Below are 17,124 nucleotides of genomic sequence, written 5' to 3' on the forward strand. Positions count from 1 at the left end.
GTTCGAATAGATCTGCCAGAGTGGTCGCAGCAGTTCGATTGCGCTGCAAGCGAACTCGCCACACGCCCGGATGGCGCTCGCTCGGCGCCCAACGCGTACGCCCTCCTCAGCCGCCCTGTCGGTTAGCGTGGTCGCATGTCCGGCCAGCCGTACTGGGAGAGCCCCGTGGAGAAGCAGATCCGCGAGGCGCAGGAGCGTGGCGACTTCGACAACCTGCCCGGTGCAGGCAAGCCGCTCGACCTCAGCGACTCGGGCGACCCCGACTGGTGGGTCAAGCGTTTCGCCGCCCGCGAGAACCTCGACCTCGGCAGTGCGCTGCCCGGTGCGCTGGCCCTTCGCAAGGAGGCTGCCGGCTACCCCGAGTCGCTCGTCGACGTGCGCACCGAGGCGCAGGTGCGCGAGATCATCGAGGACTACAACAAGCGCGTCCTCGCCGATCGGCGACGCCCGGCGGTCGGCAACCTGCCGCCGGCCATCGCCAAGACGCTCGACGTCGACGAGATGGTCGAGCGGTGGCGGCCGCTGCGTGCCGAGCTCGAGGAGCAGCAGCGCCGGGCGCGTCAGGAGCGGGCCGCTGCCCGCGCCGCCGAGCTCGCCGCCCGCCCGTCGTGGTGGCAGCGCCTCTTCGGCCGCGGCCGCTAGCTCAGGTCGTCTCCGCGTACGGCGTCAGGTCGGCGATCGAGTCGACGATCCGGCTGGGCCGGTAGGGGAAGTGCTCGACCTGCTCCCGGCTCGTCGACCCGGTGAGGACGAGGACCGTGCGCAGCCCCGCCTCGAGGCCGCTGATGATGTCGGTGTCCATGCGGTCGCCGACCATGACCGTCGTCTCCGAGTGCGCGTCGAGCCGGTTGAGCGCGCTGCGCATCATCAGCGGGTTGGGCTTGCCGATGTAGTAGGGCTGGCGGCCGGTCGCCGTCGAGATCAGGGCGGCGACCGAGCCGGTGGCCGGCAGCGTGCCGTAGGGGCTCGGCCCGCTCGGGTCGGGGTTGGTCGCGATGAACCGGGCGCCCTTCTCGATCAGGCGGATCGCCCGGGTGATCGCCTCGAAGGAGTACGTACGCGTCTCGCCGAGGACGACGTAGTCCGGATCCCGGTCGGTCATGACGTAGCCCACGTCGTGCAGCGCCGTCGTGAGCCCCGACTCGCCGACGACGTATGCCGTGCCGCCCGGACGCTGCTCGGCGAGGAACTGCGCCGTGGCGAGCGCCGAGGTCCAGATCGACTCCTCCGGCACGTCGATGCCGCTCATGAGCAGCCGGGCGCGCAGGTCCCGGGGTGTGAAGATCGAGTTGTTGGTCAGCACGAGGAACGGCCGGCCGGAGCTCTTGAGCGCCTTGACGAACTCGGCGGCTCCGGGGATCGCGTCCTCCTCGTGCACGAGGACGCCGTCCATGTCGGTGAGCCAGGTCTCGACGGGCCGGTGATCGGTCATGGGCCCATTGTGTCGGCTCCCGTGCCTCGCCGCTGCCGCGCTTCCCCTCCGCCCGGGGCGGGCCCGGCGCTACCGTCGAGCCATGGCACACCGGGAGGCGCAGGGACTGGTCCAGGTCGCGCAGCACGCCGAGGACCTCGGCCGCGCGACCGCCTTCTACCGCGACCTGCTCGGGGCCGAGCCGCTCGCGACCTACGACCCGCCCGGGCTGGTCTTCTTCGACGTGGGCGGCGTGCGGCTCCTGCTCGACCGGGGCGCGCCGAGTGCGCTGCACTACCTGCGCGTCGACGACCTCCACGGGACGGTGTCGCGGCTGCGGGCGGCGGGCGTCGAGGTCCGGACCGAGCCGCACGTCATCTTCGGCCACGACGACGACACCCTCGGGCCGGCCGGCACCGACGAGTGGATGGCCTTCGTCGTCGACTCCGAGGACAACCTCGTCGGCCTCGTCGAGCAGCGCCCGCGCGGCCGAGCCGGCTGACCCGTGCGCGTTTGTCGAAGTGGCTCCGGCCCGTTCGTGGACAGGGTGGAGGACGCACGACGGGTGCGACCCCGGACCACGAGCCGGCCGGCACGCGCCGGCGGGAGGAGAGAGTCATGAAGACCTACCTGATCAGCCTGTTCTCACCCGACGGACCGCCACCGGCGGACCTCGACCTCGACGCCGTCATGGCCGACCTCGAGGTCGTCAACGCCGACATCCGCGCCGCCGGCGGCTGGGTGTTCGCCGGAGGGCTGGGCGACCAGTCCAGTGCCACGACGATCCGCCGGCAGCGCCGGAGCCCCGACGCCGTGGTCACCGACGGACCGTTCGTCGAGGCCAAGGAGCACCTCGGCGGCCTGTCGATCGTGCGCTCCGACGACTACGACGTGGTCCTCGGCTGGGCCGAGCGGATCGCCGGTGCCACCGGCCTTCCCGTGGAGGTGCGCCCGTTCCAGGGTGAGGACGAGCCCGGACAGGCCCCGACCGACCGGTGACGCCCGGACGTGACCCTGGACATGACGCTCGGTGACCCCAAGTGACCGGCGGTAACCTGCGGTCATGAGCAGCCTGCTGGCCACTGCACCCCTGGACCTCGCGACGCCGTGGGGCGGCACCAGCCGCACCATCGACCTCGAGGGGCCGGTGCACTGGGTCGAGTTCGCGGGTACCGACGGCGAGCCCGGGCGTGGCACGGCAGGTCCGCCGGTCGTGCTCGTTCACGGGCTCGGTGGGTCCTACCTCAACTGGGTCGGCATCGCCCCCGCGCTCGCGCAGGGGCGCCGGGTCGTCGCGATCGACCTCCCGGGCTTCGGCCTGACCCCGGCACAGGGTCGCGACACCAGCGTCAACCACAACGCCGCCCTGCTCAGCCGCTTCATCCACGAGGTCCTCGGTGAGCCGGTGGTCCTCGTCGGCAACTCGATGGGCGGCATGATCAGCCTGCTGCTCGCAGACCGCCGCCCCGAGCAGGTCGCAGGCCTCGTGCTGCTCGACCCGGCCCTGCCCAACCCGGGCGGCCGCCCGGACCCCCAGGTCGCCGCGACCTTCGCCTTGTATGCCGTGCCGCGGGTCGGCGAGCTGGTGCTCACCCGCTACAACACCCGCTTCTCCGACCGGCAGCGGGTGCTCGGCACGGTGGCCCTGTGCTTCGCCGACCCCTCGCGCGCCGACCCGGCGGTCACCGAGGCCGGGGTCGAGCTCGCGGCCTGGCGCCGGTCGCTGCCGAGCCCCGAGGCGGAGTTCGTCGGAGCCGCCCGGTCGCTGTTGCGCGTCCTGCGCGGGCGACGCGACTACGACCGGATCATCCGCGAGGTCGACCGTCCGGTCCTGCTCGTCCACGGCACGCGCGACCGGCTCGTCCCCGTCTCGGCCGCGCGCCGGGCCGCGCGGCTCAACCCGGCCTGGCAGGCGGCATACCTCGAGGGGGTCGGGCACACGCCCCAGCTCGAGGTCCCCGACCAGGTCCTGGGGCACCTCGAGCCCTGGCTCGACTCATTGGGCTGAGGGAGGGTCGAGCCAGGGCCGTCGAGGCCGCGGTCCGGCCGTCAGGAGACGCCGTGGGCCACGCGCGTGGCGAGCGTCGCACCCCACGCACGAGCGCGGTCGAGCTCACCCTCCACGACGGGACCGGCGGTGTCCTGCACCCAGAAGGTCTCGCCACGCTCGACCCGGTCGAAGCCGCGGTGCCGCAGCGCCTTGGCCGCAGCGGCGGCCGCCGATCCGGGCATCATCCGGACGTGGATGCGGGTGTCGAAGGTGACCACGGGCAGGCCCTTGCGCGGTGTGACCGCCTCGATCCACTCGCGGACGCCCTCGCGGGCTGCGGTCGCACCCTTGGTCTGCGCGTCCTCACGGGTCGAGGGCCGGGTCATGCTGAAGGCGTGCGTGGGCCCGCCGACGAGCAGCAGGTCGACGTCGTCGCCGATGGTCGTGGGGGCGTCGTCGACGTGGACGAGCCTGACGTCGGCCGCCTCCGTCGCTCCGTCCTGCGCTCTGTCGCGCAGCCCCTCCGCGATGGCCGTCGCCACCTCGCGGGTGTTGCCGAACAGGGACTCGTGGACGATGAGGACGTTCATGTGCTCACTGCCTTTCTGGCCTCCACGCTACGCGCGGCGCAGGTCGCCGACTCCCGTTCCGGGTCGAAGGAGAGGCACGCCACCACAGGCGCCACCAGAATGGGACCGAGGCCGTCGCCGGGCGGCCCGTGACAGCGAGGAGGGCGCCATGAAGGCCAGCGACTGGGACGAGCGGTATGCCGCCCACGACCTCGTGTGGTCCGCGGAGCCCAACCGCTTCGTCGCCGAGATCGTCGGCCCGATGACGCCGGGACGTGCGCTCGACGTCGCCGCGGGCGAGGGGCGCAACGCCATCTGGATGGCGCAGCAGGGCTGGACCGTCGTGGCGGCCGACTACTCCACCGTGGCGGTCGAGCGGATGCGGTCGCTGGCCGCCGACCGGCTCGGCGACGACCTGGCCCGGCTGACCCCGCTCGTCGCGGACGCGACGCAGCCGGCGCCCGGCGGCCCGGCGGCATACGACCTCGCCCTGCTCTCCTACCTCCAGCTGCCCGCCCCCGAGTGGCGCCAGGCGCTGCGCGAGGCGGTCGAGGCCGTGCGCCCGGGCGGGCGAGTGGTCGTCGTCGGGCACGCGGGTCGCAACCTCGCGGAGGGCTGGGGCGGTCCCGGCGACCGCAGCGTGCTCTACGACCCCGACGAGGTGCTCGAGCGTGCCGACGGGCTGCCCGTCACGGTCGAACACTCCGGCATCCGGGAGCGGCCCGTCGACACCGACGAGGGCGAGCGCGTGGCGCTCGACACCGTCGTCGTGCTGCGCCGGGAGGCCTGAGCTGCGCCGGGCTCAGCTCTCCTGCGAGGCGGTGCGCCTGATCTTGCCCGGGCCGCGGAAGCGGTGCACCTCCTGCGGCCAGTCGAGCGTGGTCGCGAGCCGGCCGGCCCAGTAGCGCGCGGCCTCGTCGTCGGGCACGTCGACAACGCAGAAGCCGCCGAGGTGCTCCTTGGTCTCGACGTAGGGGCCGTCGGTGAAGACCGGGCGGCCGTCCTGTGACTCGACGCTGAAGAGGGCCGTGGACCGGTCGAGCCCGCCGTTGGTGAAGAGCAGGACCCCGCCCTGCTGCATCTCCTCGATGACTGCGCCGACCGCCGTGGCCTTGTCGTTGATCTGCTCGCTCGTGTGCTCCTGCACCCACTCGTCGTTGAAGGTGATGAGGTACTCCGGCATCGTGCTCTCCTTGGTCTCGGGTGGCGGGGACGGCGGCATCGCCGTTCACCTACCCGACGAACGGGTGTGCCCCGATCCGACAGTCTTCCCTGCGCGGCGGGCAGCCGCTCAGCGGCGGCCGTACTTCTTGTGCACCGCCTGGCGACTGACGCCGAGCTGCTCGGCGATGTCGGCCCACGCGAGCCCCTGGTTGCGGGCGCGGCGCACCACGGCCGCCTCGGTGCGGTCGGCCGCGCGCCGCAGCTCACGCGCAGCCGCGAGGGCGGCTCGCGGGTCGTCGTCCCCGGTCGCCCGGGCCAGTGCCAGCATCTCGTCGACCTCCATCGTCACTCCGGTCACGTCGTCGCGCGTGTCAATCTCGGTTGACAACGTATGCCGGCCGGTCCGGCGTGTCAATGGACGTTGACATATTTCGGGCTGAGCTGTGGAGGACTTGACGGCAGGATGTCGGCATGGCGCTCGCTCTCTCGCACACCACCGTCAACGCCCTCGACGCCTACGCGCAGTCGGTCTGGTGGGCCGAGCTGCTCGACTACCACGAGGACCCGAGCGACCCGAACGAGCCGGGCCACGAGGAGTGCATGATCTTCTCGCCGGACGGCTCGCACCGGTTGCTCTTCATCGAGGTCCCGGACGCCAAGCAGGTGCGCAACCGCGTGCACCTCGACCTGCGTCCCACCGACCGGCCCCGCGACGAGGAGGTCGCTCGTGTCGAGGGACTCGGCGCCACCGTCGTCCAGGACTGCCGCACGGAGGACGGTCGCGGCTGGGTCGTACTGGCCGACCCCGAGGGCAACGAGTTCTGCATCCTGCGCAGCGACGAGGAGCGCCGGGCGGCCGGCGACCTCTGAGGAGACGAGACGACGGTGCGACGATGGCGCGCGTGACCGTCACTCGCTCGATCCTGCTCTTCGTGCTCGCCGCCGTCGCCGAGATCGGCGGAGCGTGGCTCGTCTGGCAGGGCGTGCGCGAGCATCGCGGGTGGGTGTGGGCCGGCGCGGGTGTGATCGCCCTCGGGCTCTACGGCTTCGTCGCGACACTGCAGCCCGACGCGAGCTTCGGTCGCATCCTCGCGGCCTACGGCGGGGTGTTCATCGCCGGTTCCCTCCTGTGGGGCATGGTCGCCGACGGCTTCCGGCCCGACCGGTGGGACGTGGCAGGCGCGCTCGTCTGCCTCCTCGGCGTCGCGATCATCATGTACGCGCCCCGCTCGGGCTGAGCGGAGCGGGCCGTCGTGCCCCCGGGACACGGCATACGGCATACGTACCGGGGTATCATGGACGGACAGTCCACAGACCCAGGAGGATGCCGTGGAGCTCGACCTCGACGAGATGCAGTCGGTCATCCGTCGCCTCAACCGCGCCCGCGGCCAGATCGGCGGCATCGTCAAGATGATCGAGGAGGGCCGCGACTGCAAGGACATCGTCACGCAGCTCGCCGCCGTCTCCAAGGCGCTCGACCGCGCCGGCTTCGCCGTCATCGCCACCGGGCTGCGCGAGTGCATCACCAACCCGCAGGGCGAGACGATGGACGTCGCCGAGATGGAGAAGCTCTTCCTCTCGCTGGCCTGACCGTCTGGTCGCGTCCATCTGCCGCCTGCCTGCTCTGGACGAACCGCGCGCCGAGGCCCCACCATGGACGCCACGGAGGTCGCGCCCATGAACGTCCAGCCGAATGCAGCCAGCCCGCCCCTCACCACGGCGGCGCAGGCCGGCGTGGACCTCGCCACCCACCTCGAACGCGTCCGCGCCCACCGGTCCGAGCTGCACGAGTCGCTCGCCGCCGTGGTGCTGGCCCTCGAGGCGCCGATCGCCCGGGGCGGGATGTGGCGCGAGCGGGTCCGGGCCGCCCTCGCCGAGCTGGCGCACGACTTCGAGGACCACGTGGCGCTGACCGAGAGCCCGGGCGGCCTCTACGACCGGCTGCGCCACGACGCGCCTCGGCTCTCCGGGCCCGTCGACCGGCTCGCAGCCGAGCACCGCGAGCTGCACGCGGTGATCCACGGCTACCTCGCGGTGCTCGAGCACGGTGGCACCCTCGCGGACCTGCCGGTCTTCCGCGAGGAGCTCACCGTGCTCGCCGGCCGCCTGGTCCGGCACCGCCAGAAGGGCGGCGACCTCGTCTACGAGGCCTACGACGTCGACCTCGGCGGGTCGGACTGAGGGCGGCCCTCAGCCCTCGGAGGGCTCGAAGCGCGGCCGCAGCGCGAAGCCCGAGACGCCTGCGCTGCTCGTGCGCGACCCGAGCACCTGGTGCAGCTGGATCTCGTTGCGCTCGAACGCGAGTCGTGAACCCGCGAGGTAGAGGCCCCACACCCGCGCCCGGCCCAGGCCGGCGAGCTCGACGCAGTCCTCCCAGTGCTTGGCGAGGTTCGCGTTCCACGCGGCGCAGGTGCGGGCGTAGTGCTCGCGCAGGTTCTCGTGGTGGCGCACCTCGAACCCCTCGTCCTCCATGACGCGCACGATGTCGCCGCTGCCGGTCAGCTCGCCGTCGGGGAAGACGTAGCGGTTGATGAACCCGCGGGCCGGCAGGCCGGCGTGCTGGTTGTCGGGCCGGGTGATGCAGTGGTTGAGCAGGCGCCCCTCCTCACGCAGCCGCTCGCGCAGGAAACGGAAGTAGGCCGGGTAGTTCTTGACGCCGATGTGCTCGGTCAGGCCGATGGAGCTGATCGCGTCGAAGCCGCGCTCGGTGACGTCGCGGTAGTCGCCGAAGCGCACCTCGGCCCTGTCGCCGATGCCGTCGGCCGCGATGGCCTTCTGCGCCCACGTGGCCTGCTCGCGCGAGAGGGTGACGCCGAGGGCCGTGACGCCGTAGTGCTTGACGGCGTGGCGCACCATGCCGCCCCAGCCGCAGCCGACGTCGAGCAGGCGCATCCCGGGCTTCAGGCCCAGCTTCTTGGCGACGAGGTCGTACTTGTAGGCCTGGGCCTCCTCGAGCGACGCCTCGTCGGTGGGGAAGCACGCGCACGTGTAGGTCATGGAGGGCCCGAGCACGTGCTCGTAGAACTCGTTGGACACGTCGTAGTGGTGGTGGATCGCCTCGGCGTCGCGGCTGCGGCCGTGGCGCAGGCCGTGCGCGAGGCGGCGCAGCGGGCTCGGCGTCTCCTCCGGGGGCAGCGTCGGCGGGTGCGGGCGGTGGTGCGCCACGAACCGGGCCAGCTCCGCCGCGTCGCGGCGGTCCGGGCGCCGGGGCGTGAGGCCGTCGCGCACCACCCGCAGCACGTCGTAGGGATCCGCCTCGTCCATGCCGTCGATGACGAGGTCACCGCTCAGGTACGCGCGTGCCAGGCCGAGGTCGCCGGGCGCGGCGACGATGTGGTTGAGCGCGTCGGGGTTCGTCAGCCGCAGCACGAGGCCGTCGGGGCTGCCGCCCTCCGAGCCGTCCCACGCGACGACCCGCACCGGGGCCTCCGGGCCGAACACCCGGTCGAATGCCTGTCCCACCGTCAGCGTCATCGAGCCTGCACCGCCTTTTCGTAGAGAGTGGGGAACCGTCCCCTCGGGTCATATCTGTGCTTGACCGGCGCGTACTCCTCGCCGCCGTAGAGGGCGGCGAAGGTCCCCTCGTCGTAGTACGCGTCGGAGTAGAGGGACTTGTGGCCTCCGAGCCTCGTCACCTCCGCCTCGATGCGACGGTTGACGTCACCGTCGCTCGCCCCCGGCTCGATGGGGACCGTGGACCAGAACCCGACGTTGACGTAGGGCTCGTCACGGCGCATCGGGTAGAGGGGCCATGGCGTGTCGTCTCCGGGTGCCCGCCCGTCCGGCCGGAGCTTCACCGGGCACAGCCAGACCGGCTCGATCGGCACCTCGCGCAGGAACCACCCGACGAACTCGGCCGTGTGCTCGAGCGGGATCTCGACGTCCTGGACGACGCGCTCGCGCTCGGGCAGCCCACGGATGCGGTCGATCCGGGCCATCACCCGGTGCCGGTTCTCGAAGGCGACGATCTTCCAGTAGACGTCGCTGCGCAGCAGGTCGCGGGGCCAGAGGCGGCGGATCGTGGGGTTCTGGGCCCCGAAGGCGCGGCTGCACCAGAACCAGTCGGTGTCCCACCGCCACAGGTAGTCGTGGGCGGTGAGCACGTCGGTGCGGCGCGTCTGGATCGAGCGGTAGAAGATCTCCGAGCCGGTGTAGTCGCTCGGCCGGGGCTGGCCCTCGAGGGTGTCGGTCCACCGGCCGAGGGTGAGGTAGGCCTCCCGGGCGCCGAAGACGACGCCGTCGAGGAAGTCGACGCGGTCGCCGTCCCACGTCTGCGACGCCATGACGTCGCCGATGGCATCGGTGAGGGCCTCGAGGGAGTCGAAGCGCACGTGGCGCAGGGCGACGTAGGGCCGGGCCGGCTCGAGCTCGATGAGCAGGTCCAGCGCGTAGCCGAGCGAGCCGTAGGAGTTTGGGAACGTGCGGAACAGGCCGGCGTGCTCACCGTCGGGCGTGGCGGTCACGACCTCGCCGTCGCCGGTCAGGATCCGCATCTGCAGCACCGACTCGTGCGGCAGCCCGTTGCGGAACGACGCCGCCTCGATGCCGAGGCCCGTGACCGCCCCGCCGATGGTGATCGTGCGCAGCTGCGGGACGACGAGCGGGACGAAGCCGTGCGGGAGCAGCTCGTCGACGAGCTGCTCGTAGGTGGTCAGGCCGCCGACCAGGGCCGTTGCCGGTGCGCCGTCGCGGCCGGGCCGCACCTCGACGACCCCGCGGAACGCCGACAGGTCCAGGCCCGGTGCGTCCGTGGCGCTGCGCGTCCGGAAGAGGTTGGACGTGCGCTTGGCGAGCCGGACCGGCCGGTCGGGCGGCAGGGCGGCATACGCCCGCTTCGCCTGCTCCAGAGCGCGCTCGTGCTCCTGCACCCGGGCCGGGACGCCGTCCACAGGAGAGGTCACCTGGGGTTTCGCCATCACGCCAGTCAAACAGATCTCCCTGAGGGGTCGGGGTCGGGGTCTACTCGCTCGCCAGCATGGCCGCGCCGAGCCCGACCATCATGACGCCGCCGGTCGCTCCCAGCTTGTCGAGACGAGCGGGCTTGCGCGCGAACCACTCCCGCGCCCGAGCGGCCAGCAGAGCCCACACGCTGTCGCTGCACAGGGCCATGGCGCCGAAGACGGTGCCGAGGACCGCCATCTGCGCGTCGACGTGCCCGGCGCCCGTGTTGACGAACTGTGGGAGGAAGGCGACGAAGAACAGGATCGTCTTCGGGTTCGTCAGTCCCACCAGGACGCCGACGCGCAGGGCGTGCCCGCGCCCGGCGGTCACGAGCGCTCCGTGGCCGGCCATCGCCTCACGCGCCTCGCGACGGTGCCGGATCGCCTGGATGCCGAGCCAGATGACGTAGGCGGCACCGGCGAGCTTGATGACCGTGTAGGCCGTGACGCTCGCCGCCACGACCGCACCGAGACCGACGGCGACGAGGAGGGCCTGCGTCGTGACACCGATGGCGTTGCCGGCCACCGACAGGAGCGCCTCACGGCGCCCGACGGTCAGTGCGCGCCCGATGGTGAAGAGCAGGCTGGGGCCCGGGACCTGGATGAAGAGGATCGACGCGACGAGGAACGCGACCCACTGGCTCGATGTCGGCACGGTGCCAGTCTGCTCCCCGGCGCGGAAACGGGCAGGCGTTTTTCGCGCCTCGGACACTAGCGTCGGTGACCATGACGACCCCCGCGCACACGCAACGCACCGACCCGCCCCTCGCCGCCGACGAGGCGACCACGCTCGTGGCGTTCCTCGACTACCACCGCGACACGCTCCGGCTCAAGACCGAGGGCCTGACCGCCGACCAGCTGGCGCAGCCGCTCCCGCCGTCGAGCCTGACCCTCGGCGCCCTGCTCAAGCACGTCGCCCTCAACGAGGCGAGCTGGTTCGGCGAGGTGCTGCACGGGCGCCCGATGCCCGAGCCGTGGGCGAGTGCCGACTGGGACGCCGACCGCGACTGGGAGATGACCTCGGCGAAGGACGACAGCCCGGAGGAGCTGCGCCGGCTCATGGACGAGGCGGTCGAGCAGGCCCGTCGCGACATCGACGCGGCGCTCGCCGACGGCGGACTCGAGTTCCGCTCGGCGACGTTGGCGCGCAAGGAGAACCAATCGTTCACGCTGCGGTGGATCCTGCTGCACATGATCGAGGAGTACGCCCGCCACAACGGCCACGCCGACTTCCTGCGCGAGGCGATCGACGGCGTCACGGGGGAGTGAGCGCCCGCCGCAGGCAGAAGCGGCGCAGCGGCTCGACGTCGACGACCTCGGCCAGGTCGCGGTAGCGCTGCGCCGCCCGCTCCCGCCGTCCCGTGCGCCACTCCAGGTCGGCGAGGGCGAGGGCCGCGTCACGGCTGGCGTATGCCGGACCGCGCGTCTCGAGGGACGCGAGCTCCTGCTCCACCGCGGTCACCGACCTTCCCGCCCAGCCGTTCTCGCCGGCCAGGACGGCCTGCGCCGTGGCGACGAGGCGCGCGACGCGCACGGAGGGGGAGGGCCAGCGGTCCTCGAGCGCGCCGTAGAGCTGGACGATGCGCCTCCAGTCGGTGCGCTCGAAGGAGGGCGCGATGGAGTGCAGGCCGGCGATCGCCGCCTCGATGGCGAAGCGACCGTCGCCCGAGACGGCGGCCGTCGCGTCGTCCAGGCCGGCGCCCAGCAGGTCCCGGTCCCAGCGGGTCCGGTCCACCTCGTCGAGGGCGAGGGCCGTCCCGGTGGCGTCGACCCGTCCCGGGCGACGCGCCAGGCCGAGGCGGATGACGGCCCGCAGGCCACGGACCTCGGTGTCTCCGGGGAAGGCTGCCACGAGGGCGTCGGCGATCGACAGGGCCTGGCGACCGGTGTCGGCGAGCGCGTCGGCGGGGTCGAGGACGGTGCGGTGCGCAACCGTGAACATGCCTGCGACGCAGGCGATCACGACAGGAAGCCGACGCTCCCGCTCTGCTGGTGGTGGCACGCTGAAGGAGCCGCGCGCCTCGGCGAGGGCGCGCTTCGCGCGGGTGAGCCGGGCGGCCGCGGCCGTCTCCTGCACCCCGAGGTGGCCGGCGATCTCGGGGATCGTCAGGCCGCAGACGACGCGCAGCGCGAGCACCATCCGCGAGGTCGGGGAGAGCGCCTCGTCGCAGGCGACGAAGAGCAGGGCGAGGCGGTCGTCCAGGCCCTCGCGGGACAGGTCGTCGGCATCCATGGCGGTGTCGTCGGACGGGCCGCACGGGTCGGGGGCGTCTGCCACCTCGGGGCGGGCGAGCTCCGGCGCGAGCCGGCGCTCCACGGTGCGTCTGCGGGCGTCGTCGAGCCAGGCGCGCTTGGCCACGGAGGTGCACCAGGCGGCATACGACTCGATGGGACGGCCACCGGCGCGCTCGTGGGCTGTGGCCCGCGCGACGGCCTCGGCGGCATACTCCTCGGCGTCGTCGAGGCTGCCGGTGAAGGAGGCGAGGGCGCGCACGATGCGCGGCCACGCCTCCTCGAACTCACCCGACCCGAGCGGCACTCACATCCCCGTCGGGAAGACCTTGCGCCACTCGATGTGGCCGGTGGTCGGCACGAGGGCGGCGAGACGGCGCGCGGTGTCCTCGTCGTCGGTCTCGACGAGGTAGAAGCCGGTGATGACCTCGGAGGAGTCGGGGAAGGGGCCGTCGGTGTAGACGGCGTCCTCGACCCGGCTTTCGCCGGCGCCGGGGGTGACGGTGCCGCCGTGCCCGGTGTGCTGCAGGGCGGCGCCACCGACGATGCGCGCGCCGAGCTCGGCGACGGCCTTCTGGAACGCCTGGTGCTCGGGGAACGAACCGTCGGTCGCGGGCTCCTGGCCGGGGGCGGAGGGGTCCTTGCCGGCCGGGCCGGTGGCGGCGGTGGCGGCGGTGGCGGCGGCCAGGAAGGCGTCGGAGTCCCAGTCGGCCTCGTGGATCAGGTAGGCGTACGTGTCAGCCATGGATGGCTCCTTCTCGAACAGAGGTGGCGACCCTCGCCACATCATCCTGACGAACTCGCCCCTCCGGAATCGACACGCTCAACTCGCGGTGTTGAGGCGCTGGAGGCGTGCCTCGAGGGAGGACCGGCGGTGCGCGTTGCCCTCGAGCTCCAGGTAGCGGGTGCCGAAGGTGGCCAGGAGCGCGTCGTCGAGGCGGCGCACCGCACCCGGTGGGTACTTGTAGCCCATCCGCTCGATGAGGTCGGCGCTGTCGACGGGCGCGATGACCTCCGCGAGGTGCTCGACGGAGGTGATGCCGAGCTCGAGCAGCAGGCCCGAGACCCACGTGTAGTGGTCGGTGCGGGCCCAGCCGGCGCCGGCATACCGCAACGCGAGGAACTTCGCGAGGTCCTGGGAGCTGATCCTCGCATCGTGCTCGGCCGGCACGGCGACCGTGGGGGGCACCGTGATCTGGAGGCGGTCGCGGATGGCGGAGAACTCGCGGTCGGCGAGCTCGATGAGCCCGGCGGCGAGGGTGAACCGTCGGTCGAGCTCGTGGGCGTGCTCCTCGGGGATGGTGCCCTTGTAGCGGATGTCGTGCTCGAACTCGGCCCACGCGTGCTGCAGCACCGTGCGGATCTGCACGGAGGCGCTCAGGCGGCGCAACGTCTCGTAGGCGGTGGGCACGGTGCGGCTGGCGTCGACGGAGACGAGCAGGTGCCGGCTGGCGTAGCCGAAGCGGCCGGCGCGGGCGGTCTCGAGACCGAGGTCGCGGTCGTCGAGGACGGCGAGCTCCTCGTCGAGCAGCTCCGCCACCGCGGCGACGTCGTCGTGGACGTAGGTGATGACCCGGACGCCGATCTGGTCGGTGATGTCGGAGAGCGGGTCGGGGTAGAGCAGCCTGCCGTCGCGGCGCCGCTCGGCCTTGGCCGCGAACGAGGCCACGCTCTTGGTGCGGCCCGTCACGCTGAGGTAGTTGATGCCCGCGTCGTCGAGCAGCCCGGTGAGCATCTGGACGAAGAGGCCGGTCGCCGCCTCGAGCTCGGGCCGCACCGCCGCGTAGGCCGTCGCGGCCTCGCTGCTCTCGGCCGACGTCACCGCCTGGTTGCCCTGCGTCGGCGTCGCCGCTTCGTCGCTCGCCCCTGCACCACTGGTCTCGGCCATGCGGCCATCCTGCCGTGGTCGGAGCACCGGCGGGGCCGGGCGTCACCAGTCGGCGCCGCGGCACTCCGAGCGGTCGGTGGTCTCCACCTGCAGGGTCGCGTGCGCGACGTGGAAGCGTTCGCGCAGCATCCGGCTGGCCTGGTCGAGCACCTGCTGACCGGCGTCCTGGGGCGCGGTCACGAGGTGCGCGGTGGCGACGTCCATGCCTGAGGTGAGCGTCCACACGTGCAGGTCGTGCACCTCCGTGACACCCGGCACCTCGGCGAGCGCCTGCTCCAGGTCGGCGGGGTCGATGCCGGTCGGAGCGTGCTGCCCCAGCACGGCGAGAACCTCACGCCCCAGTCCGACAGCGCGGACGGCGACGAAGACGGCGATGGTGAGGGCGACCGCCGTGTCCCACCAGGCGCTGCCGGTCGCGCGGACCAGCAGGGCAGCCACGATGACGCCGACGGACCCGACCGTGTCGGCGACCACCTCGAGGTAGGCGCCCTTGACGTTGAGGCTCTCACCGGCGCCGCCGCGCAGCATGACCAGGGCGACGAGGTTGACGACGAGGCCGATGACCCCGACCACGAGCATGGTGCCGGACGCGATCTCCGGGCTCGCGCCGATGCGCCCCACGGCCTCGATCGCGATGTAGACCGAGACGCCGAGCATGAGCAGGACCGCCAGCCCGGAGGCGAAGACCTCCGCCCGGTAGGAGCCGAACGTGCGACGCCCGGTCGTGTCGGCGCGTGTGGCGACCCGCGTGGCGACGAGCGCCGCCCCGAGGGTCACGACGTCGGCGGCCATGTGCCCGGCATCCGAGAGCAGCGCCAGCGACCCGGAGAGCAGCCCGGCCGCCAGCTCGACGAGGAAGAACGCCCCGACGAGCCCGAATGCGACCGCCAACCGCCAGCGGTGACGGCCACCGGCGTGGGCAGCCGCACCCCCGTGCGAGTGGCCGTGCCCGTGTCCTCCGCTCACGACGTGGCCGCCTTCCGGTCGTCGAGCGCGGCCCTCTCCGGGTGGACTGCGGGGGCGGCGCAGCCGTCGAGACCGCTGACCGTGTCCACGGGTCTCCTCCACATCCGAACGACTGTTCAGAAGCCACGTCACCGCAACCGGTGCGCTGTGTCAACGCCGCGCCCGAGCTGCTCGTCCTGACGCCGCTCGACCGAACTCCGGTCAGCGGGCGGCAGACTGTGCGACATGCTGAGACTCACGGTCACCACCCCCAGTGCGCTGACCGACCAGGTCACCGAGCTGCTCGCCGACTCCACGGCCGTGAGCACGCTGTCGGTGCTGAGGGGAGCAGCCGTGCGCCCCGTGGGAGACGTGGTCCTCGCAGACGTGGCCCGCGAGGGCGCGAACGACGTCGTCGACCAGCTCCGTGATCTCGGGGTCCACGAGGAGGGCTCCCTGCAGCTGGAGCCGGTCACCACCTGGATCTCGCGTCCCGGCTTCGAGGCGGAGGTGCGGACGCCGGGCAGCAGTGCCGACGCGGTCGTCTGGGCCGAGGTGGCCCAGCGGTCCTACGACGACAGCGAGCTGAACTGGACGTTCCTGTCGTTCATGACGCTCGCCACGCTCATCGCGGGCGTCGCGATCGTGCTCGACTCGCAGATCCTCGTCATCGGCGCCATGGTGCTCGGCCCCGAGTTCGGTGCCATCGCGGCGCTCGGCGTCGCCCTGGTGCGCCGCCGGCGCCTGCTCCTCGGCGTCGCCGTCCGGGCGCTGGTCGTCGGCTTCGCGGTGGCCATCGTCGTCACCTGCCTGGCAGCGCTCGTGGCGCGCGCCCTCGGCTGGGTCACCGTGCACGACATCACCGGGCCACGGCCCAGCACCGGCTTCATCTACAGCCCGGACAAGTGGACGTTCATCGTCGCGGTCCTCGCCGCCGCAGCGGGCGTGCTGTCGCTGACGTCGGCCAAGGTCGGCGGCCTGAGCGGCGTCTTCATCTCCGTCACGACGATCCCCGCGGCCGGCAACGTCGCGCTCGGGCTCGCCTTCGGCGCCTGGCACGAGGTGCGCGGCAGTGGTCTGCAGCTGCTCTTCAACCTCGTCGGCATGGCGCTCGCCGGCTGGGGCACGCTGGCCCTGCAGCGAGCAGTCTGGTCGAGGGTTCCCGTCCGCCGGTCGCCGTCGAAGCTCGCCCGCCACGTCCACGCCGAGCGACCACCGGGCCGTTGACCGTGGCGATCGAGGTCAGCGAGTGGGCGTGGCCGCCGGCGTCCTGGGCGGCGTCGGGGCCGCTGGCAGCGCGTACGTGGTCGACAGCGCGCCGTTGACGAGAGAGAGCAGCACGCCCGTCTCCTGCCGGATCACGGCGTAGCGGCTGGAGGCGACGGGCGAGCCCGCCTGTGCCTCGTCCGAGGCGGCGCGGGCGAAGAGCCCCAGCGAGTAGAGCCGCCCGTAGTAGCTCGGGGAGTCGAGGCCCGGTGGCGGACCGTTGGCGCTCAGCCGGGCCAGGTGGTGGTCGAGCAGGTCCAGCTGCAGGGCGGCGGCGTTGCCGGTCAGGGCCATCCGGTCGAGGACCGTCACGTCGCTGACCAGGTTCGCGTAGTCGGCGAGCGCGACGGGACGGTTGAAGGCCGTGCTCGTCGTCAGGCTCGGGCGCGGCAGCGCCGTCACGGTGACGGTCGGGCTGAGGGTGACGGTGGCGGTCTGCACCCTCGTCGTCGTCGCCGTGACCGTCCTCGTGTCGACCTGGGTGACGGTCACCGTCTCGGTGGGCACCGGCGTCCCGGTGGCGGCCGCGACCTGGCTAAGCTCCACCCCCGGCTGGCTCGAGGAGCAGCCGGACAGCACCAGTCCGGCCAGGCCGCCCGCAGCCACAATCACGGCCGCGGTGGCTGCGGTGGCCCGGGCTCGGCGCACGCTCGACTCCAGTGCTCGACGTGGACAATGCGTCGATTCTGCGTGCTGACCCGGCGCCGTGGAGGGCTAAT

Annotated in this window: 23 protein-coding genes; 11 read left to right on the forward strand and 12 right to left on the reverse strand. The window is 72.6% G+C overall.

The window, feature by feature from the left end; translation table 11 throughout:
* The first annotated feature begins 135 nt into the window (after positions 1–135).
* Positions 136–642 (forward strand): DnaJ family domain-containing protein, encoded by a 507-nt coding sequence (locus ABD241_RS10795; protein WP_344061862.1) that lies wholly within the window; start codon positions 136–138, stop codon positions 640–642.
* A gap of 1 nt (position 643) precedes the next feature.
* On the opposite strand, the gene ABD241_RS10800 is transcribed toward ABD241_RS10795, so the two are convergent.
* Positions 644–1,432, reverse strand: coding sequence for an HAD-IIA family hydrolase (locus ABD241_RS10800; RefSeq protein ID WP_344061865.1), 789 nt, complete (start codon positions 1,430–1,432; stop codon positions 644–646).
* An 82-nt stretch (positions 1,433–1,514) separates the two neighbouring features.
* On the opposite strand from ABD241_RS10800, the gene ABD241_RS10805 reads away from it, so the two are divergent.
* The 3 genes from ABD241_RS10805 to ABD241_RS10815 all read left to right on the forward strand — a co-directional run bounded on the left by ABD241_RS10805 (position 1,515) and on the right by ABD241_RS10815 (position 3,419).
* Positions 1,515–1,913, forward strand: coding sequence for a VOC family protein (locus ABD241_RS10805; RefSeq protein WP_344061868.1), 399 nt, complete (start codon positions 1,515–1,517; stop codon positions 1,911–1,913).
* Between the two features lie 116 nt (positions 1,914–2,029).
* Positions 2,030–2,410, forward strand: coding sequence for a YciI family protein (locus ABD241_RS10810; protein ID WP_344061871.1), 381 nt, complete (start codon positions 2,030–2,032; stop codon positions 2,408–2,410).
* A 64-nt stretch (positions 2,411–2,474) separates the two neighbouring features.
* Positions 2,475–3,419, forward strand: a complete 945-nt coding sequence (locus tag ABD241_RS10815) for an alpha/beta fold hydrolase (RefSeq protein WP_344061874.1) — start codon at positions 2,475–2,477, stop codon at positions 3,417–3,419.
* A gap of 41 nt (positions 3,420–3,460) precedes the next feature.
* Here ABD241_RS10815 and ABD241_RS10820 read toward each other — a convergent pair whose 3' ends face one another.
* Entirely contained in the window at positions 3,461–3,991 is a 531-nt protein-coding gene (locus ABD241_RS10820) for a flavodoxin family protein (RefSeq protein ID WP_344061877.1), read from the reverse strand.
* Between the two features lie 148 nt (positions 3,992–4,139).
* Here ABD241_RS10820 and ABD241_RS10825 point away from each other — a divergent pair, with 148 nt between their 5' ends.
* A complete protein-coding gene (locus ABD241_RS10825; RefSeq protein ID WP_344061880.1) occupies positions 4,140–4,760 on the forward strand; it encodes a class I SAM-dependent methyltransferase in 621 nt (206 codons plus the stop codon).
* A gap of 12 nt (positions 4,761–4,772) precedes the next feature.
* Here ABD241_RS10825 and ABD241_RS10830 read toward each other — a convergent pair whose 3' ends face one another.
* Positions 4,773–5,153 (reverse strand): YciI family protein, encoded by a 381-nt coding sequence (locus tag ABD241_RS10830; protein ID WP_344061882.1) that lies wholly within the window; start codon positions 5,151–5,153, stop codon positions 4,773–4,775.
* A 108-nt stretch (positions 5,154–5,261) separates the two neighbouring features.
* Positions 5,262–5,492 carry a hypothetical protein gene (locus ABD241_RS10835; RefSeq protein ID WP_425580741.1) on the reverse strand — a complete coding sequence of 77 codons (231 nt, stop codon included), beginning with the start codon at positions 5,490–5,492 and terminating at the stop codon, positions 5,262–5,264.
* Between the two features lie 113 nt (positions 5,493–5,605).
* Between ABD241_RS10835 and ABD241_RS10840 the strand changes: the two genes are divergently transcribed.
* The 4 genes from ABD241_RS10840 to ABD241_RS10855 all read left to right on the forward strand — a co-directional run bounded on the left by ABD241_RS10840 (position 5,606) and on the right by ABD241_RS10855 (position 7,315).
* Complete coding sequence (locus tag ABD241_RS10840) at positions 5,606–6,004, forward strand: VOC family protein (protein WP_344061886.1); 399 nt, start codon at positions 5,606–5,608, stop codon at positions 6,002–6,004.
* Between the two features lie 32 nt (positions 6,005–6,036).
* Positions 6,037–6,372, forward strand: a complete 336-nt coding sequence (locus ABD241_RS10845) for a YnfA family protein (RefSeq protein WP_344061889.1) — start codon at positions 6,037–6,039, stop codon at positions 6,370–6,372.
* Positions 6,373–6,463: 91 nt separating this feature from the next.
* Positions 6,464–6,724 carry a metal-sensing transcriptional repressor gene (locus ABD241_RS10850; protein WP_142180746.1) on the forward strand — a complete coding sequence of 87 codons (261 nt, stop codon included), beginning with the start codon at positions 6,464–6,466 and terminating at the stop codon, positions 6,722–6,724.
* A gap of 87 nt (positions 6,725–6,811) precedes the next feature.
* The gene (locus tag ABD241_RS10855; RefSeq protein WP_344061892.1) at positions 6,812–7,315 is read left to right on the forward strand and encodes a hemerythrin domain-containing protein; all 504 of its coding nucleotides are present in this window, start codon (positions 6,812–6,814) and stop codon (positions 7,313–7,315) included.
* A 9-nt stretch (positions 7,316–7,324) separates the two neighbouring features.
* On the opposite strand, the gene ABD241_RS10860 is transcribed toward ABD241_RS10855, so the two are convergent.
* Genes ABD241_RS10860 through ABD241_RS10870 form a run of 3 tightly spaced genes read right to left on the reverse strand, consistent with a single transcriptional unit; the run spans position 7,325 to position 10,729 of the window.
* The gene (locus ABD241_RS10860; protein ID WP_344061895.1) at positions 7,325–8,608 is read right to left on the reverse strand and encodes a class I SAM-dependent methyltransferase; all 1,284 of its coding nucleotides are present in this window, start codon (positions 8,606–8,608) and stop codon (positions 7,325–7,327) included.
* Positions 8,605–10,050, reverse strand: a complete 1,446-nt coding sequence (locus tag ABD241_RS10865) for an FAD-binding oxidoreductase (RefSeq protein WP_344061897.1) — start codon at positions 10,048–10,050, stop codon at positions 8,605–8,607. The genes ABD241_RS10860 and ABD241_RS10865 overlap by 4 nt, the downstream gene beginning before the upstream one ends.
* Positions 10,051–10,093: 43 nt before the next feature.
* Positions 10,094–10,729 (reverse strand): LysE family translocator, encoded by a 636-nt coding sequence (locus ABD241_RS10870; protein ID WP_344061900.1) that lies wholly within the window; start codon positions 10,727–10,729, stop codon positions 10,094–10,096.
* Between the two features lie 71 nt (positions 10,730–10,800).
* Between ABD241_RS10870 and ABD241_RS10875 the strand changes: the two genes are divergently transcribed.
* A complete protein-coding gene (locus tag ABD241_RS10875; protein ID WP_344061903.1) occupies positions 10,801–11,343 on the forward strand; it encodes a DinB family protein in 543 nt (180 codons plus the stop codon).
* Here ABD241_RS10875 and ABD241_RS10880 read toward each other — a convergent pair.
* From ABD241_RS10880 to ABD241_RS10895, 4 genes are all read right to left on the reverse strand, one after another.
* Positions 11,330–12,613, reverse strand: a complete 1,284-nt coding sequence (locus ABD241_RS10880; RefSeq protein WP_344061906.1) for a DUF6596 domain-containing protein — start codon at positions 12,611–12,613, stop codon at positions 11,330–11,332. The two genes, ABD241_RS10875 and ABD241_RS10880, sit on opposite strands and share 14 nt — an antisense overlap.
* Positions 12,614–13,051 (reverse strand): YciI family protein, encoded by a 438-nt coding sequence (locus tag ABD241_RS10885; RefSeq protein ID WP_344061909.1) that lies wholly within the window; start codon positions 13,049–13,051, stop codon positions 12,614–12,616.
* A gap of 78 nt (positions 13,052–13,129) precedes the next feature.
* The gene (locus tag ABD241_RS10890) at positions 13,130–14,194 is read right to left on the reverse strand and encodes a GTP pyrophosphokinase (protein ID WP_344061912.1); all 1,065 of its coding nucleotides are present in this window, start codon (positions 14,192–14,194) and stop codon (positions 13,130–13,132) included.
* A 42-nt stretch (positions 14,195–14,236) separates the two neighbouring features.
* On the reverse strand, positions 14,237–15,160 hold the full coding sequence (locus ABD241_RS10895) for a cation diffusion facilitator family transporter (RefSeq protein ID WP_344061915.1): 924 nt from the start codon (positions 15,158–15,160) through the stop codon (positions 14,237–14,239).
* A gap of 225 nt (positions 15,161–15,385) precedes the next feature.
* Here ABD241_RS10895 and ABD241_RS10900 point away from each other — a divergent pair, with 225 nt between their 5' ends.
* Positions 15,386–16,366 (forward strand): DUF389 domain-containing protein, encoded by a 981-nt coding sequence (locus ABD241_RS10900; RefSeq protein ID WP_344061918.1) that lies wholly within the window; start codon positions 15,386–15,388, stop codon positions 16,364–16,366.
* A gap of 15 nt (positions 16,367–16,381) precedes the next feature.
* Here ABD241_RS10900 and ABD241_RS10905 read toward each other — a convergent pair whose 3' ends face one another.
* Positions 16,382–17,053: a hypothetical protein gene (locus tag ABD241_RS10905; protein WP_344061921.1), complete on the reverse strand. Its 672-nt coding sequence runs from the start codon at positions 17,051–17,053 to the stop codon at positions 16,382–16,384.
* Positions 17,054–17,124: the final 71 nt, after the last annotated feature.

Source organism: Terrabacter lapilli (genome assembly GCF_039531305.1).
GTDB lineage: Bacteria > Actinomycetota > Actinomycetes > Actinomycetales > Dermatophilaceae > Terrabacter > Terrabacter lapilli.

Bases quoted from the DNA above. Each gene is read 5' to 3' on its own strand.
- ABD241_RS10795 (WP_344061862.1), top strand. From the start codon at position 136: ATGTCCGGCCAGCCGTACTGGGAGAGCCCCGTGGAGAAGCAGATCCGC.
- ABD241_RS10800 (WP_344061865.1), bottom strand. From the start codon at position 1,432: ATGACCGATCACCGGCCCGTCGAGACCTGGCTCACCGACATGGACGGC.
- ABD241_RS10805 (WP_344061868.1), top strand. From the start codon at position 1,515: ATGGCACACCGGGAGGCGCAGGGACTGGTCCAGGTCGCGCAGCACGCC.
- ABD241_RS10810 (WP_344061871.1), top strand. From the start codon at position 2,030: ATGAAGACCTACCTGATCAGCCTGTTCTCACCCGACGGACCGCCACCG.
- ABD241_RS10815 (WP_344061874.1), top strand. From the start codon at position 2,475: ATGAGCAGCCTGCTGGCCACTGCACCCCTGGACCTCGCGACGCCGTGG.
- ABD241_RS10820 (WP_344061877.1), bottom strand. From the start codon at position 3,991: ATGAACGTCCTCATCGTCCACGAGTCCCTGTTCGGCAACACCCGCGAG.
- ABD241_RS10825 (WP_344061880.1), top strand. From the start codon at position 4,140: ATGAAGGCCAGCGACTGGGACGAGCGGTATGCCGCCCACGACCTCGTG.
- ABD241_RS10830 (WP_344061882.1), bottom strand. From the start codon at position 5,153: ATGCCGGAGTACCTCATCACCTTCAACGACGAGTGGGTGCAGGAGCAC.
- ABD241_RS10840 (WP_344061886.1), top strand. From the start codon at position 5,606: ATGGCGCTCGCTCTCTCGCACACCACCGTCAACGCCCTCGACGCCTAC.
- ABD241_RS10855 (WP_344061892.1), top strand. From the start codon at position 6,812: ATGAACGTCCAGCCGAATGCAGCCAGCCCGCCCCTCACCACGGCGGCG.
- ABD241_RS10860 (WP_344061895.1), bottom strand. From the start codon at position 8,608: ATGACGCTGACGGTGGGACAGGCATTCGACCGGGTGTTCGGCCCGGAG.
- ABD241_RS10865 (WP_344061897.1), bottom strand. From the start codon at position 10,050: ATGGCGAAACCCCAGGTGACCTCTCCTGTGGACGGCGTCCCGGCCCGG.
- ABD241_RS10875 (WP_344061903.1), top strand. From the start codon at position 10,801: ATGACGACCCCCGCGCACACGCAACGCACCGACCCGCCCCTCGCCGCC.
- ABD241_RS10885 (WP_344061909.1), bottom strand. From the start codon at position 13,051: ATGGCTGACACGTACGCCTACCTGATCCACGAGGCCGACTGGGACTCC.
- ABD241_RS10890 (WP_344061912.1), bottom strand. From the start codon at position 14,194: ATGGCCGAGACCAGTGGTGCAGGGGCGAGCGACGAAGCGGCGACGCCG.
- ABD241_RS10900 (WP_344061918.1), top strand. From the start codon at position 15,386: ATGCTGAGACTCACGGTCACCACCCCCAGTGCGCTGACCGACCAGGTC.